Genomic DNA, 14,445 nt, shown 5'->3' with positions numbered 1-14,445 from the left:
CCCCGAGGTTTTGGCCCGCGTCACACGGGGAACCTCCGGGTGGTTCGTCCGCGTTGTCAGGATGACCGGAACAGATGAGGGAGGGCCACCGTGCCTTTGATGAAGAAGCTGACCATGCTGGCCGGCGCGGCCGCTTCGGCTCGTGCCTACGCCAAGAAGAACCCCGAAAAGGTGAACCAGGTCGTCGGCAAGGCCGCGAAGTTCGTCGATGACCGGACCAAGGGCAAGTACCGCCAGCAGATCGCCGGCGCGGTCCGCAAGGTCAACTCGGTGACCGGGCAGCCGGGCCACCCCGGGCCGTCCGGCCGGTAGCTCACCCGTCGGTCAGGACCTCCAGAAGACCTTCGCCGTACTTGGCGAGCTTGTTCTCGCCGACCCCGCTGACCGTGCCCAGATCCGCCAGCGACGTCGGCCGTTGCGTGGCGATCTGGCGCAGGGTCGCGTCGTGGAAGACGACGTACGCGGGCACGCCCTGCTCCTTGGCGACCCCGGCGCGCCAAGCCCGCAGGCGTTCGAACAGGGGGGCCGCCTCCGCGGGCATGTCCACCACGGCGGTGGCCTTCCGGGCGCTGCGGACCTTCGCGGCGGCGGCCCGCTCGGGTTCGCGGCGCAGCAGCACCTGTCGATCGCCGCCCAGCACTTCCGCGCTGGTTTCGGTGAGCACGAGCGAGCCGTAGTCGCCTTCGACGGCGAGCAAGCCCTGGGCCAGCAGCTGGCGCACCACCGCCCGCCACTCCGGCTCGCGCAGCTCGGTGCCGATGCCGAACGTCTTGAGGGTGTCGTGCTGGAACTGCGTGACCTTGGGCGTCGACTTGCCGAGCAGGATGTCGATGACCTGGCCGGCGCCGAACTTCTGCCGCCGTTCGTTGCGCAGCCGCACGACGGTCGACAGCAGTTTCTGCGCCGGGATGGTGCCGTCCCACTTCTCCGGCGGGTTCAGGCACGTGTCGCAGTTGCCGCAAGGGCCGGCCTGCTGGCCGAAGTAGTTGAGGATCTGCACCCGGCGGCATTCCACCGTCTCGCAGAGCGCGAGCATCGCGTTCAGGTGCGCGCCCAGCCGGCGGCGGTGCGCCTCGTCACCTTCGGACGTGTCGATCATCTTGCGCTGCTGCACGACGTCCTGCAGCCCGTACGCGAGCCAGGCGGTGGACGGCAGCCCGTCCCGCCCGGCCCGGCCCGTCTCCTGGTAGTAGCCCTCGACCGACTTCGGCAGGTCGAGGTGCGCGACGAACCGGACGTCCGGCTTGTCGATGCCCATGCCGAACGCGATCGTCGCGACGACGATCAGCCCGTCTTCGCGCAGGAACCGCGACTGGTGCTTCGCGCGGGTTCGCGCGTCGAGCCCCGCGTGGTAGGGCACCGCCGGGATCCCGTTCTGCACCAGGAACTCCGCGGTCTTTTCCACCGAGTTCCGCGACAGGCAGTAGACGATCCCCGCGTCCCCTGGGTGCTCGGTGCGCAGCAGCTCCAGCAGCTGCCGCTGCGGCGAGTTCTTGCCGACGATGCGGTACTGGATGTTCGGCCGGTCGAAGCTCGCGACGAAGTGCCGGGCCTCGTCGAGGCGCAGCCGCGCGGCGATCTCCTTGTGCGTGGCTTCGGTCGCGGTGGCGGTCAGCGCGATCCGCGGCACGTCCGGCCAGCGCTCGTGCAGCGCGGAGAGCTGGAGGTAGTCGGGCCGGAAGTCGTGGCCCCACTGGGCGACGCAGTGCGCTTCGTCGATCGCGAACAGCGAGATCTTGCCGCGGTCGAGCAGCCGCACGGTGGATTCGACCGAAAGCCGTTCCGGGGCCAGGTAGAGCAGGTCGAGCTCGCCGCTCAGGAACGCCGACTCCACCTCCTGCCGCGCCGCGTAGTCCTGGGTGGAGTTGAGGAAACCGGCGCGGACACCGGCGTTGCGCAACGCGTCCACCTGGTCCTGCATCAGCGCGATCAGCGGCGAGACCACCACGCCAACGCCGGGCCGCACCAGCGCGGGAATCTGGTAGCACAACGACTTCCCGCCACCGGTGGGCATCAGCACGAGCGCGTCGCCGCCGGCGATCACGTGCTCGACGATCGCCGCCTGGTCGCCGCGGAAGCTGTCGTAGCCGAACACGCGCCGGAGGATCTCCAGCGCGTCGGACGCGGGTGCGAGGTCGGTCTCTGCCACCCGGCCGACTATAGAGCGGGGGTCCGACAGTTCCGGCCCGCCCCGCCCCGGGGTGGCAGACTGGGGGCGTGCAGCACTGGCCGGTTCCCGATCTCGCCGCGTATTTCGGCGGCGAATGGCGCTTGGACCGGGAAATCCTCACCGCGGACGGCGAGCAGGCGGGCGAGGTCACCGGCACCGCCACCTTCATCGAGGCCGGGGGCGTCCTCGTCTACCACGAGGAGGGCGAGCTCCGGCTCGGCGGTCACACCGGGCCGGTCACGCGGACCCTGCACTACCGCCCGGCCGGTCCCGGCCGCGCGTCGGTGCACTTCGACCACGGCGGCTTCTTCCACGACCTCGACCTGCGCGAAGGCTGCTGGACGGCCGACCACCCCTGCCGCGCCGACCACTACCGCGGTGAGTACCGCGTCACCGGCGCCGCGCGGTGGCGGCAGGAGTGGGCGGTGCGCGGGCCGACGAAGGACCACCTCATCGTCAGCCGGTTCACCCGCTAGACGATGCCGCCGTTGGCGCGCAGCACCTGGCCGTTCACCCAGCGCGCCGGACCGGCGAGGAACGCGACGACCTCGGCGATGTCCTCCGGCTGCCCGAGCCGCTCCAGCGGCGGCTGCTTGGCCATCCGGGTGATGGTCTCCTCGTCCTTGCCGTCGAGGAACAGCGCGGTCGCGGTCGGGCCGGGTGCCACGGTGTTCACCGTGATGTCGCGGCCGCGCAGCTCGCGCGCCAGGATCATGGTGATCGCCTCGACCGCGCCCTTCGTCGCGTTGTAGACGCCGTAGCCGGGCAGGTTCAGCCCGAGCACCGACGTCGAGGTGGTGATCACGGCGCCGCCTTCGCGCACCCGCCGCGCGGCCTGCTGGGCCACCGCGAACGTCCCGCGGATGTTGGTGCGGTGCACCCGGTCGAGGACCTCGAAGTCGGTGTCGGCGATCGGTGTCGGCGGGTTCATCACCCCGGCCAGGTGGGCGACGACGTCCACGCCGCCGTAGGTGCGTTCCGCGGTGTCGAACAGCTCCGCGACCGCGGCCGGGTCGGCCACGTCGGCGCGGACGGCGATCGCCCGGCCACCGCGCGCGGTGATGGCCTCGACGGTGGCCGCGGCCTCCTTCTCGTTGCCGGCGTAGTTGACGACGACCGCCATGCCGTCGGCGGCCAGGCGCTCGGCGACCTGGCGGCCGATGCCGCGGGAGCCGCCGGTGACGATCGCGACGCGGGTGTGGGGAGTGCTCATCGGTTCCTTCTTCCGGTCCGGGCGGTTCGTATCACCGCTCCTGATGATCTGTTATCAACGATAGCACGCAAGTGGTAACACTGCTAGCGAAGTGTTGTTACCGTCGTTACATCACCTCCCGGGGCACGGCATCCGGCGGTACCGGCGCCGCCGGTCGGCCGAATCCGGCGGCCGGGCGGGCCGTGCCCGTTTTCGGGCGCGTTAATCCGGGAACACCGCTCGCATCGGGGGCTTGACATCCTTGAAGGAGTTTGCGCAATGCCCACATGGCTGATCGTCTTGATCGTCGTCGTGGCCGTCGCGGTGCTCGGCGCCGTGATCTGGCTGGTGACACAGGAAATGCAACGAAAACGGCTGCAGCAGCGGTTCGGTCCCGAGTACGACCGCACGGTCGCGGAGAAGGACAGCCCCCGTGCCGCGCAGCGCGAGCTCGCCGAGCGGGAACGCCGGCACAAGGAGCTCGACATCCGGCCGCTTTCGGCGTCGGCGCGCGAGCGCTACGCCCGGGAATGGGCGCAGGTGCAGGAAAAGTTCGTCGACCAGCCGGCCGCCGCGGTCGCCGAGGCCGACCAGCTCCTGAACTCGCTGATGGCCGAGCGCGGGTACCCGACCGAGGGCTACGAGCAGCAGGCGGCCGACCTTTCCGTGCGGCACGCCAAGACCCTCGAGCACTACCGGGCCGCGCACACCACGCAGCAGAAGCGCGACGGAGCGTCCACTGAGGACCTGCGTGAGGCGATGGTGCGCTACCGCACCGTGTTCGAGGACCTGCTGACCGACGGTGCCGACGACGAGCAGCACCACGACCACGACGGCCGCCGGAACGGGCACGACCACGACCGCGCCGAACAGCGCGACACCGACGGTCGCGAGACCGACGGTCACGAGACCGAGCGCCAGGCGTCCGCGAGCCCGCGGACCGAGTCGAATGGAGGACGTTGACCATGACCGATCACCTGACGCGGCACGACGCCGAGGACGACCGGGACCTGACGGGCCGCGAGGCCGGCGGTTACGCGGGGGACAGCACCGCTGAAGTCCCCGGCCATGGCCGGGCCGCTTTCCGCGAGCCGGGCACGGCGGGCGACGACCAGAACCTGAGCACCGCCGACCTGGCCTCCGCCGGGCGGCACGACACCACCGGTCCCGAGGAATCGGGCGGCGACGTGGAAGCGCCTTCCGAATCGGGTGGCGACATCGAGACGCCTCAGGAGTCGGGTGGCGACATCGAGACGCCCCGGGAGTCGGGTGGCGACATCGAGACGCCCCAGGAGTCGGGTGGCGACGTGGAGAGGCCCGCGGAATCGGGCGGGGACGTGGAGACACCGGCGCTGATCGACGAGGAGAAGGTCACCGGGTTCCGCGACCGCTGGCAGAACGTCCAGACCGGCTTCGTCGACGACCCGAAGCAGGCGGTCCGGCAGGCCGACGAACTGGTCGCCGCGGTGATCAGCGCACTGGCCACCACCTTCGCCGAGCACAAGAGCGAGCTGGAATCCCAGTGGCAGCAGGGCGAACCCGCCACCGAGGAGCTGCGGATCGCGCTGCGCCGCTACCGCTCGTTCTTCGACCAGCTGCTGCCGCGGTAGCGGGCGACGTTTGGCGGCGGGCATGATCGGGTAGCACGCCGGGGAACTTGCCGGCAACGGGAGGCAGCCGAATGAACGTGGCCGATCTGCTCGTCGACGGGTTCGGCCGGGTCCGGGGCACGGTGCACTCGGCGGTGGGAGGACTCACCGCCGAGCAGCTCCGGACCCGGCCGGCCGGCGAAGCCAACTCGATCGCCTGGCTGGTGTGGCACCTGACCCGGGTCCAGGACGACCACGTCGCCGACGCGGCCGGGACCGAGCAGGTCTGGACCGGCCAGGACTGGCTTTCCCGCTTCGGGCTCCCGTTCCCGGCGGGGGACACCGGCTACGGCCACCGCCCGGCCGACGTCGAAGCGGTCCGGGTCGACGAGCCGGACCTGCTCACGGGCTACTACGACGCCGTGCACGAGCAGACCGTCCGGTTCGTCTCCGGCCTCGACGCCGACGCGCTCGACCGGATCGTCGACGAGGCCTGGGACCCGCCGGTGTCACTGGGCGTGCGCCTGATCAGCGTCCTCGACGACGACATCCAGCACGCCGGGCAGGCGATGTACGTCCGCGGCCTGCTCGAGCACCGGTAGCTCAGCAGGCCTCGTAGCCCTCGCCGCGGTGGTCGGCCAGCCGCTGCGGACCCGGGCCGTCGGCACCGAGCCGGTCGCCCGGGTTCGCGAGCCGGCACTTGGCCAGTGACATGCAGCCGCAGCCGATGCAGTCGTCCAGCTGGTCGCGCAGCTGTTGCATCTGGCGGATCCGCGCGTTCAGGTCGTCCTGCCAGCAGCGGGAGATCCGCGCCCAGTCCGCGCGGGTGGGCGTGCGGTCGTCGGGCAGCAGGGCAAGCACTTCCCGGATCTTCGACAGCGGCATGCCGACCCGCTGGGACATCCGGATGAAGGTCACCCGCCGCAGCGTGTCCCGGCAGTAGCGCCGCTGGTTGCCCGCGGTGCGGCGGCTGTTGATGAGGCCCTCGTCCTCGTAGAAGCGCAGGGCCGACGCGGGTACTCCGCTGCGCCGGGAGAGTTCGCCGACCGTCAGGTCGGGCAGCGGCCGGGCCGTGGCGTTCACCATGGCCGACACCCAACCACAGCGGCACGCTTGACTTCAAGCGAACTTGAAGTCTCATCCTGGTGCGGAAGGCAACAACGCCTGCGTGCCGAGGAGGAAGTGTGTCGGAAGTACCGGTGCGGGTCGCGGTGATCGTGGGAAGTGTCCGGGAAGGACGGTTCGGTCCGGTGGTGGCGGACTGGCTGGCCGGTGTCGCGGACGCGCACGGCGGCTTCGAAGTCGACGTCGTCGACCTCGCCGAGCCCGATCTCCCGCTGGTCATGCCGGCGTTCGGCGCCACGCCGCCGGCGGCAGTCGTCGCCGAAGTCGCGAAGGTGGCCCCGCGGCTGGAAGCCGCGGACGCGTTCGTCGTGGTCACCCCGGAGTACAACCACAGCTACCCGGCCTCGCTCAAGAACGCCATCGACTGGCACCGGCCCGAATGGCGGGCCAAGCCGGTCGCTTTTGTGTCCTACGGCGGGATTTCCGGCGGGTTGCGCGCGGTCGAGCACCTGCGCGCGGTTTTCGCGGAGCTCCACGCGGTCACCATCCGCGAAACGGTCAGCTTCCACGGCGCCCAGGCCCGGTTCGGCGAGGACGGCTTGCCGGACGACGACGCGGCGGGCGTCGCGGCGAAGGCGCTGCTCGACCAGCTGGGCTGGTGGGCCCGGTCGCTGACCGAGGCCCGGGCGGCGCGGCCCTACCCCGGCTGAGGCGGCTTGCCGCTATGTCGACATCCGCGCTCAGGCCTGACACGTCTGATAGGGCAGCAGGACGTCCGGCCCGGCGAGCGCGACGGTGCCGTCGACGGTGTACCCGCCTTGGGCGGCCAGCGCCGCGAACGCGGTGCAGACCAGCTGGTTGATCCCGGCGCCGGTGATCGGCCGCAGCGGGAACGGGACGGTGATCGTCGTCGGCGGGCCGGGGGTCGAGGTGATCGCGCCGGAGAGGCGGGGCAGCGCCGTCTCGTACCCGCCGGCCTCCTCGTCGGTGGACGGTCCGTCCAGCAGCATCGTCAGCGCGGACTCGATGCCCACCACTCCGGCGGAGGGCCGCACCACCGGGGTCACCCGGTCGGCGAGCACGAAGTAGAGGATCAGGTCGGTGCCGCGGCCCTCGCTCGCCGGGCTCCGCAGGGTCGGCGCCGGGCCGGCTTGAAGCACCGGCGTCGGTTTGATCCCGCACGCGCTCACCAGCAGCAGCACCGCGAGGACGGCGAGTTTCTTCACGGTGCCTCCCGGGGCAGGCGCAGCTCGAACCGGGCGCCGGTGCCGGTGTTGGCCGCGACGATGTCGCCGCCGTGCAGCCGCGCGTTCTCCCGCGCGATCGAGAGCCCGAGGCCGCTGCCCTCGGACCGGGCGCGGGCGGTGTCGGCCTTGGTGAAGCGGTCGAACACCCGCGGCAGGACGTCGGCGGGGATCCCCGGCCCGTGGTCGGTGACGGTGCACACGACGTCACCGCGGTCCCGCCGCAGCACCACCTCGACCGGCGGCGCGCCGTGCCGCAGCGCGTTGCCGACCAGGTTCGCCACGACGATGTCGAGCCGCCGCCGGTCGAGCCGGGCGATGATCCCCGGCGGCAAGTCGGCGACCAGGTCGGCTCCGGGTTCCCAGCCGCGGGCGGCGAGGCTGTCGGTGATCGCCGCGGCGACGTCGAGCTCCTCCCGGCGCAGTTCCGCCCGCCCGGCGTCGAACCGGGAGATCTCGATCAGGTCCTGCACCAGCCGGGTCAGCCGCCGCGTCTCGGCCGACACCAGCCGCGCCGCGACCGCGGTGTCCGGCGGCAGCTGTTCGGCGTCCTCGTCGAGGACGTCGGTGACCGCGTTCATCGCCGCCAGCGGGGTCCGCAGCTCGTGGGAGACGTCGGCGACGAACCGCCGCGCGTCGGCCTCCATCGTGCGCAGGGTGCCCACCGTGCGCTCCAGCTCCGCGGCGGTGTGGTTGAACGTCGTGACCAGCTGCGCGAGCTCGTCGGACCCCTTCGCGCGCAGCCGCACGTCCAGCCGCCCGCGGCCGAGCTGGCTCGCCGCGGTGTTCAGCGCGCGCACCGGCCGCAGCACCTGCCGGGCCGCGAGCAGCGCGACCCCGACCGCGAACGGCAGGACGAGCGCGGAGTACAACCAGGCGTTGCGGGCCAGCTCGTCGATCGCCTCCTGCTGGTCGGTCAGCCGCGCCATCGCGTAGACCTCCAGGCCGCTGGGCCTGCCGCTGCCGGTCTGCACCGGGACGCCGACGTAGAACAGCGGGAAGCCCTGGACGTCGACGCGCTGGAACTGGATGGTGGTGGTCGTCGCCACGGCCTGGCGCAGATCGCCCGGCACGTCGTCGATCGACAGGCCCGTCGACGAGTGCAGGTCGCGGTAGACGACGAGCGCGTTGCTGGACTTGAGGGCCGTCGCGAAGGCGTCGAGCGTGGCCTGGGACGGCGGCAGCGACACGGTGGGCAGGTACGCGACGATCTGGTCGCGCAGCTTCAGCATCGTCTGGTCCTGGACGCCTTCCAGGATGGCCCGGCGCGCGAAGACGTAACTCGCGCCGGCCGCGGTGGTGGCGCCGAGGATCATGATGACCGCGAAGGCGGCGACCAGCCGGGGCCGCAGGCCGGCGAGCCACGACCGGATCTGCGGCGCGGTCACGACCGGCCGAACCGGTAGCCGAACCCCCGGACGGTCTGCACGTGCTCCGGCTTCGCCGGCACGTCCTCGATCTTCGCGCGCAGCCGCTGCACGCACGCGTCGACGAGCCGGGAGTCGCCGAGGTAGTCGTGGTCCCAGACGGCGGAGAGGATCTGCTGGCGGCTGTACACCTGCCCGGGCGTGCGCGAGAGCTCCAGCAGCAGCTTCAGCTCGGTCGGGGTCAGCGAAACCGGCGCACCGTTTTTTGTGACCTCGAGCGCGGCCCGGTCGATCACCAGATCGCCGTGCCGTTCCTCGGCCGCCGCCGGCTCGCCCGGCCGGTCGCCGACGGCCCGGCGCAGCACCGCCCGGATCCGCGCGTCCAGCACCCGCGGCTCGACCGGCTTGGCGACGTAGTCGTCCGCGCCCGCTTCGAGCCCCGCCACGACGTCGAAGTCGTCGCTGCGCGCGGTGAGCATGATGATCGGGATCGAACCCGCCGCCCGCATCCGGCGGCAGGTCTCGAAGCCGTCCATGCCGGGCAGCATCAGGTCGAGCACGACGATGTCGGGCCGCTGGTGCACGAGCACCTCGATGCCGAGCTCGCCCGATTCCGCGGTGTGCACCACGTGTCCCTGCCGGCGCAGGGCCAGCTGCAGCCCTTCCCGCACCGCCGCGTCGTCCTCTACCACCAGTACCTCGGCCACGGCGCCATTATTCGGAAAAGCGCACGTCATGGCGACCCGGGCGGATCTTGTAGCAAAACCATGACATCGCGCTGACGGGATCTCGAAAACCGCGTCCCAGACTCGGGGACATGGCAGTGATCTTCTTCGAGGCTCCCCCCGCCGCCCGCCCGGCCGGCTCCGCGCCGGTGACCCGCGCGGCGTCCCGCACGGCGGTGCTCGCCGCGAGCGCGGCCGGGTTCGCCCTCGCGTTCGTCGCGGCCTACCTGCTCTTCGTCCGCACGGAGGCCGGCCGCGGCGTCGAGAACGGCGTCGTCCGCAGTGCCCAGTCCGCGGGGACCACAGTGGACTGGGCGGCCCCGCTGCGGGAGGCCGACCTGGTGGTCGTGCTCGGCGGGGTGGCGGTGCTGCTCGTGGTGATCTCCCTGGTGCGGCGGCGGCTCGCCCTCGGCGTGATGGCCTTGGTGCTGCTCGCCGCGCCTCTGGTGGTGGCGCAGCTGCTCAAGCTGTACGTCCTGGAGCGGCCGAGCACCGGCGACCGCCTCGGCGTGGCGGGCCACAACAGCTTCCCGAGCGGCCACGTGAGCGCGGCGATGGCCGTGCTGGTGGCGCTCGCGATCGTCCTGCCCCGCAGGTACCGCCTGCCGGCCCTGGTGACGGGCGGCTTCGGCGTCGCCTGGGTCTCGGCGGCAGCGGTGGCCCTGGGCTGGCACCGGTTGAGCGACACCGTCGGCGGCTGCTTGCTGGTCGCGGCGGTCACCTGCGCCGGGGCGGCGGTGGTGTCCGCCCGCCGCCCCGACGGTGACCGGGTGCCGTGGGTTCCGGTGTCGACGGGCTTCCTGGCCCCACCGGCGCTGGTGCTGGCGGGCTTCGCGGTCCTGTCGACGGCGACGTCGGGCGCGGCCCAGTTCGTCGCCGCGATGGTGCTGGCGGGGCTGTCGGCGATGGCGGTGGTGCTGTTGCTGACGGGACCGTTGCGCCGGGTGACGTTCGACCCGGCCGAGAGCCGCGTCCGCCGCCTCCGGCGACGGTGACCGGACGCACGCCGAGCGGCCGCGCCCGCATCTACACCCGGGCCTCCGCGACCACTGCGGAGGGTGAAGGTCGATCCCGGAGTTTGTGTGCGGGGACGGGCATCTCGCGTGCCTGGCGGGGCATCTCGCGTGATTGGCGGGGCATCTTGCGTGATTGCGGGGGCATCACGCGTGATTGGGCGGGCATCACGGCCTGGGGGAACGGGCCAGTTTTGGGGGATTGGCCCGCGACAGGCGGGCGTTGGCGCGCCTAGCGTCGGGGCATGGACCCGAGGCTTGCCGATGATCTGAACTCCCTGCCCGATCTTCTTGATGCCGCGAGCAAATTCGCGGGTGAGGCGCTCGCCGGGCTGGGCGAGCGGGCGGCCGCCGTTCCGCCCGTGGCCGTGGAGCCGGCTCCTCTGCCGCTCGATGGCACCGGGGCGCGGGGTGCGCTGGAGGAGTTCGCGCGGCGCTGGGAACCCGGCTTCGCCGCCGGCGCCGGCCCGCGGTACCTCGGCTTCGTCACCGGTGGGGCGACGCCGGCCTCGCTGGCCGGGGACTGGCTCACCGCGGCCTACGACCAGAATTCCGCCAGCGGGATGGACTCCTCGGCCCAGGACCTGGAACGCGAGACCGTCGGCTGGCTGGCCGAACTGTTCGGGCTGGGGCCGGACTTCTCCGGCGCGTTCGTCACCGGGGCCACCATGTCCACGGTGACCGGCCTGGCCATCGCCCGAGAGTGGCTCGGCGAACGGGCGGGGGTGAGCGTCTCCGCCGAAGGCGCCGCCGCGCTCGGTCCCGTCACCGTGCTGTCCGGTTCGCCGCACTCGAGCGTGCTGAAGGCCCTGTCGTTCCTCGGCATGGGCCGCTCCGCGCTGCGGAAGGTGCCGGTGCTCCCCGGCCGCGAAGCCGTCGATGTCGCGAAACTCGCCGAAGCGCTCGAGACGCTCGACGGCCCGGCCATCGTCGTTGCGAACGCGGGGACCGTCAACACCGTCGACTTCGACGACCTGCGGGCGATCGCCGCGCTCAAACAGCGGTACGACTTCTGGCTGCACGTCGACGCCGCGTTCGGCGGGTTCGCCGCGCTGGCCCCGGAGCACGCGGCGCTCACCGCCGGCCTCGAGCAAGCCGACTCGGTGGTCGTCGACCTGCACAAGTGGCTCAACGTGCCCTACGACTCGGCCGTCCAGTTCACCCGCCGCCGCGACCTGCAGCTGCGCGTCTTCAGCAACAACGCGGCCTACCTGGGCGAGATCGGGGAGACCCCCGACTTCCTGCACCTCACGCCGGAGAACTCCCGGCGGCTGCGCGCGCTCCCGGCCTGGTTCTCGCTCGTGGCGTACGGCCGCGCCGGGCACCGCGAGATCGTCGAGCGCTGCGTCTCGCTGGCCCGGGACCTGGGCACGCGGATCGACGGCTCACCCCGCTGGCAGCTGCTCGCGCCGGTACGGCTCAACGTCGTCTGCTTCACCCCGGCCGGCGAGGTCACGCAGGACCGGATCGACGCCCTCGTGCGCGCCATCGCCGAGGACGGGACCACGTTCCTCACACCGACGGTGTACGACGGCCGTCCGGCGTTGCGCGCCGCCTTCAGCAACAGGCGGACGACCACGGCGGACGTCGACCGGGTCTTCGCCGTGCTGGAGCGCCTCGCCGCCGGTTAGCTGCGGTCCGATTTCGGCATCAGGTACTTCCACGGCGAGGCGCCGACGCCGAGCTCGCACGGCACGTGCACCAGCGCCGGCCGGCCCGCCGCGAACGCCTTGTCCAGCGCACCGCGCAGGTCGTCCGGGGTGCGCGCGGTCAAACCGAGCGCGCCGAACGTCTCGGCGAGGCGGGCGAAGTCCGGGTTCCGCAGCCGCCCGCCCAGCGCGCGGCCCTCGAACAGCCGCTCCTGGTCGAGGTGGACGTTGCCGTAGCTGCCGTTGTCGAACACCACCGCCACCACGTTGAGTCCATATTGGACGGCGGTGGCGAGCTCCTGCGCGGCGAACATGAAGCCGCCGTCCCCGGCCACCGAAACCACCGGCCGGCGGGGGAAGGCCGCCTGCACGCCCAGGGCCGTCGGGTAGCCGAAGCCGAGCGTGCCCTGGTGGCCGCAGGTGACGAACGTGCGCGGGGTGTAGACCTCGAAGCCGAAGTAGGACGCGAAGCCGACCTGGCAGATCTCCTCGACGAAGAAGCCGTCGCGGGGAAGCACGTCCCGGATGGCGCGGAGGTACTCCAGCTCCGGTCCGACGTCGCTGAAGCGCTCCGCCACAGTGGCTTTCAGCGCCGTGAATTCCGCCGTCCGGTCCGTCCGTTGTGGACCCACGGCGCCGGTGAGCGCCGCCGTGGCGTCGGCGGTGTCGGCGACGATCGCGACGTCCGCTTCGAGCCGGGTCGCCTGCCGCGGATCGATGTCGAGCAGGATCGTCTTGAGGCCGGCGGGCTTCTCGGGCCAGCGGAACCAGGACAGCTCCATCCGCGACCCGATGCCGACCACGACGTCGGTCTCGGCCCACCGTTCGAAGCCCGAGACGCACGTGAAGCCGAGCGGGTGGTCGTCGCCCACAATGCCGCGCCCGCCGCGGAACGGCACCACCGGCGCCTGCAGCCGCTCGGCCAGCGCCCGGACTTCGGCGGCGGCGTGCCGGGCGCCGCCGCCCACCATGATCATCGGGTGCTTCGCGCCGTCGAGGAGCTCGGCGGCTTTCTCGACGGCGACCGGGTCGACGGCCGGCCGGGGCAGCGGCAGCGGGCCGGCGGCTCCGGCCGGGGCGCGCAGCCCCAGCACGTCCCACGGCACCGCCAGCGCGACCGGCCGCGGCCGCCCGCCCGCCGCTTCGCGGAACGCCGTCGCCAGTGCGTCCGGGACCTCCGCCGGGTGCTCGACCAGCGCGGACCACTTCGTGATCGTGCGCAGCGTCGCCAGCTGGTCCGGCATCTCGTGCAGGTGCCCGAGGCCGCGGCCGAGGTAGGCGCGCGGGATTTCGCTCGTGAGGCACAGCACCGGCGCGCTCGCCCCGTGCGCCGACAGCAGCGCGGCCGACGCGTTGAGGACGCCGGGGCCGGGCACGACGGTGCAGACGCCGGTGCGGCCGGTCGCCTGGGCGTACCCGAACGCCATGTAGGCGACGGTCTGCTCGTGCCGCGCGCCGATCACGCGGATCTCGCCGTCCGTGCGGGCGAGGCTGTCGAACAGGTCGTAGGTCTGCACCCCGGGCAGGCCGAAGACGGTGTCCACGCCGTGGGCCCGCAGCCCGTCGACGATCAGGTCGGCCGCGGTCGGGAACGGCGGGGAACTCGGCATCGGCGCGGCCTCCTGAGTGCGGACCATATATGGTTTCCTACATGATTGGCGCGTCCGCGGGAAGACCGGTCACCAAGTCGCAGCTGGCCTACGACACGATCAAGGCCCGGATCCTCGCCGGGCGTTACGGCCCCGGCTACCGGCTGGTGCTCGACCAGATCGGCCGCGAGCTCGACGTCAGCGCGGTGCCGGTCCGCGAAGCCCTGCGCCGGCTGGAGGCCGAGGAGCTGATCGAGTTCGAGCGGAACGTCGGCGCCCGGGTCGTGGCCATCGACCTCACCGCCTACCAGCACGCGATGCAGACGGTGGCGATCGTCGAGGGCGCGGCCACCGGCCTGGCCGCGCCCCTGCTCACGGCGGACGCGCTGGCCCGCGCCCGCGAGCTCAACGACCGGATGCGCCGCAGCCTCGCCGAGTTCGACCCGCTGGCGTTCACCGCGCTGAACGCCGAGTTCCACGAGGTGCTGTTCAGCGCCTGCCCCAACCCGAACCTGGTCGACCTGGTGCAGCGGTGCTGGACCCGCCTGGCCGCGGTCCGCGACAGCACGTTCACGACGGTCCCGGGGCGGGCACCGGAGTCGGTCGAGGAGCACGAGCGGTTGCTCGCGCTGATCGAGGGCGGGAGCGATCCGGAGGAGGTCGAGCGGTTCGCCCGGGGCCACCGGATGGCGACGCTGGAGGCTTACCTCGCCCGGGAGCGGTGACCGGGGCGCTGTGGGGCTAACTTGCGCGGGAGTGGGGAACCCCCGGTGCTGCAGGGCAGGCTTCGCTTCGGCAGCAATGAGTGGCGCGCTTGAGTGGGAGCTCGCGCGGGGTGGCCC

The 14,445-nt window shown here is 72.3% G+C and carries 16 protein-coding genes; 9 read left to right on the top strand and 7 right to left on the bottom strand.

Annotated elements, in window-relative coordinates:
* The first annotated feature begins 90 nt into the window (after positions 1-90).
* Positions 91-312 carry an antitoxin gene (locus Q5425_RS12955; protein ID WP_308672431.1) on the top strand — a complete coding sequence of 74 codons (222 nt, stop codon included), beginning with the start codon at positions 91-93 and terminating at the stop codon, positions 310-312.
* A gap of 1 nt (position 313) precedes the next feature.
* Here the strand turns inward: Q5425_RS12955 and recQ are convergent, their stop codons facing one another.
* A complete protein-coding gene (recQ, locus tag Q5425_RS12950) occupies positions 314-2,149 on the bottom strand; it encodes a DNA helicase RecQ (protein WP_308672430.1) in 1,836 nt (611 codons plus the stop codon).
* A 68-nt stretch (positions 2,150-2,217) separates the two neighbouring features.
* Here recQ and Q5425_RS12945 point away from each other — a divergent pair, with 68 nt between their 5' ends.
* Positions 2,218-2,646, top strand: coding sequence for a DUF6314 family protein (locus Q5425_RS12945; protein ID WP_308672429.1), 429 nt, complete (start codon positions 2,218-2,220; stop codon positions 2,644-2,646).
* Here Q5425_RS12945 and Q5425_RS12940 read toward each other — a convergent pair.
* Positions 2,643-3,383, bottom strand: coding sequence for an SDR family oxidoreductase (locus tag Q5425_RS12940; RefSeq protein WP_308672428.1), 741 nt, complete (start codon positions 3,381-3,383; stop codon positions 2,643-2,645). The genes Q5425_RS12945 and Q5425_RS12940 overlap by 4 nt on opposite strands.
* 258 nt (positions 3,384-3,641) lie before the next feature.
* On the opposite strand from Q5425_RS12940, the gene Q5425_RS12935 reads away from it, so the two are divergent.
* The 3 genes from Q5425_RS12935 (at position 3,642) to Q5425_RS12925 (ending at position 5,553) form a co-directional block, all read left to right on the top strand.
* Positions 3,642-4,325, top strand: coding sequence for a hypothetical protein (locus Q5425_RS12935; protein WP_308672427.1), 684 nt, complete (start codon positions 3,642-3,644; stop codon positions 4,323-4,325).
* A 2-nt stretch (positions 4,326-4,327) separates the two neighbouring features.
* Entirely contained in the window at positions 4,328-4,972 is a 645-nt protein-coding gene (locus Q5425_RS12930; protein WP_308672426.1) for a hypothetical protein, read from the top strand.
* Between the two features lie 71 nt (positions 4,973-5,043).
* Positions 5,044-5,553, top strand: coding sequence for a mycothiol transferase (locus tag Q5425_RS12925; RefSeq protein WP_308672425.1), 510 nt, complete (start codon positions 5,044-5,046; stop codon positions 5,551-5,553).
* A 1-nt stretch (position 5,554) separates the two neighbouring features.
* Here Q5425_RS12925 and soxR read toward each other — a convergent pair whose 3' ends face one another.
* Positions 5,555-6,037 carry a redox-sensitive transcriptional activator SoxR gene (gene soxR, locus Q5425_RS12920; RefSeq protein ID WP_308672424.1) on the bottom strand — a complete coding sequence of 161 codons (483 nt, stop codon included), beginning with the start codon at positions 6,035-6,037 and terminating at the stop codon, positions 5,555-5,557.
* Between the two features lie 98 nt (positions 6,038-6,135).
* Here soxR and Q5425_RS12915 point away from each other — a divergent pair, with 98 nt between their 5' ends.
* The gene (locus Q5425_RS12915; protein ID WP_308672423.1) at positions 6,136-6,726 is read left to right on the top strand and encodes an NAD(P)H-dependent oxidoreductase; all 591 of its coding nucleotides are present in this window, start codon (positions 6,136-6,138) and stop codon (positions 6,724-6,726) included.
* Between the two features lie 30 nt (positions 6,727-6,756).
* On the opposite strand, the gene Q5425_RS12910 is transcribed toward Q5425_RS12915, so the two are convergent.
* The 3 genes from Q5425_RS12910 to Q5425_RS12900 are packed head-to-tail and all read right to left on the bottom strand — an operon-like array spanning position 6,757 to position 9,334.
* Positions 6,757-7,242: a hypothetical protein gene (locus Q5425_RS12910; protein ID WP_308672422.1), complete on the bottom strand. Its 486-nt coding sequence runs from the start codon at positions 7,240-7,242 to the stop codon at positions 6,757-6,759.
* On the bottom strand, positions 7,239-8,648 hold the full coding sequence (locus Q5425_RS12905) for a HAMP domain-containing sensor histidine kinase (protein ID WP_308672421.1): 1,410 nt from the start codon (positions 8,646-8,648) through the stop codon (positions 7,239-7,241). Before Q5425_RS12905 ends, Q5425_RS12910 begins: the two co-directional genes overlap by 4 nt.
* Complete coding sequence (locus tag Q5425_RS12900) at positions 8,645-9,334, bottom strand: response regulator transcription factor (RefSeq protein ID WP_308672420.1); 690 nt, start codon at positions 9,332-9,334, stop codon at positions 8,645-8,647. Before Q5425_RS12900 ends, Q5425_RS12905 begins: the two co-directional genes overlap by 4 nt.
* 110 nt (positions 9,335-9,444) lie before the next feature.
* Between Q5425_RS12900 and Q5425_RS12895 the strand changes: the two genes are divergently transcribed.
* The gene (locus tag Q5425_RS12895; RefSeq protein ID WP_308672419.1) at positions 9,445-10,347 is read left to right on the top strand and encodes a phosphatase PAP2 family protein; all 903 of its coding nucleotides are present in this window, start codon (positions 9,445-9,447) and stop codon (positions 10,345-10,347) included.
* A gap of 263 nt (positions 10,348-10,610) precedes the next feature.
* On the top strand, positions 10,611-11,996 hold the full coding sequence (locus Q5425_RS12890) for a pyridoxal-dependent decarboxylase (protein WP_308672418.1): 1,386 nt from the start codon (positions 10,611-10,613) through the stop codon (positions 11,994-11,996).
* Here the strand turns inward: Q5425_RS12890 and Q5425_RS12885 are convergent.
* Entirely contained in the window at positions 11,993-13,651 is a 1,659-nt protein-coding gene (locus Q5425_RS12885; protein ID WP_308672417.1) for a thiamine pyrophosphate-dependent enzyme, read from the bottom strand. The two genes, Q5425_RS12890 and Q5425_RS12885, sit on opposite strands and share 4 nt — an antisense overlap.
* A 2-nt stretch (positions 13,652-13,653) precedes the next feature.
* Here Q5425_RS12885 and Q5425_RS12880 point away from each other — a divergent pair, with 2 nt between their 5' ends.
* Positions 13,654-14,328, top strand: a complete 675-nt coding sequence (locus Q5425_RS12880; RefSeq protein ID WP_308672416.1) for a GntR family transcriptional regulator — start codon at positions 13,654-13,656, stop codon at positions 14,326-14,328.
* Positions 14,329-14,445 lie beyond the last annotated feature (117 nt).

The sequence above is a fragment of the Amycolatopsis sp. A133 genome (genome assembly GCF_031082405.1).
Lineage (GTDB): Bacteria > Actinomycetota > Actinomycetes > Mycobacteriales > Pseudonocardiaceae > Amycolatopsis.
This window is presented reverse-complemented; position numbering and strand designations above follow the sequence as displayed.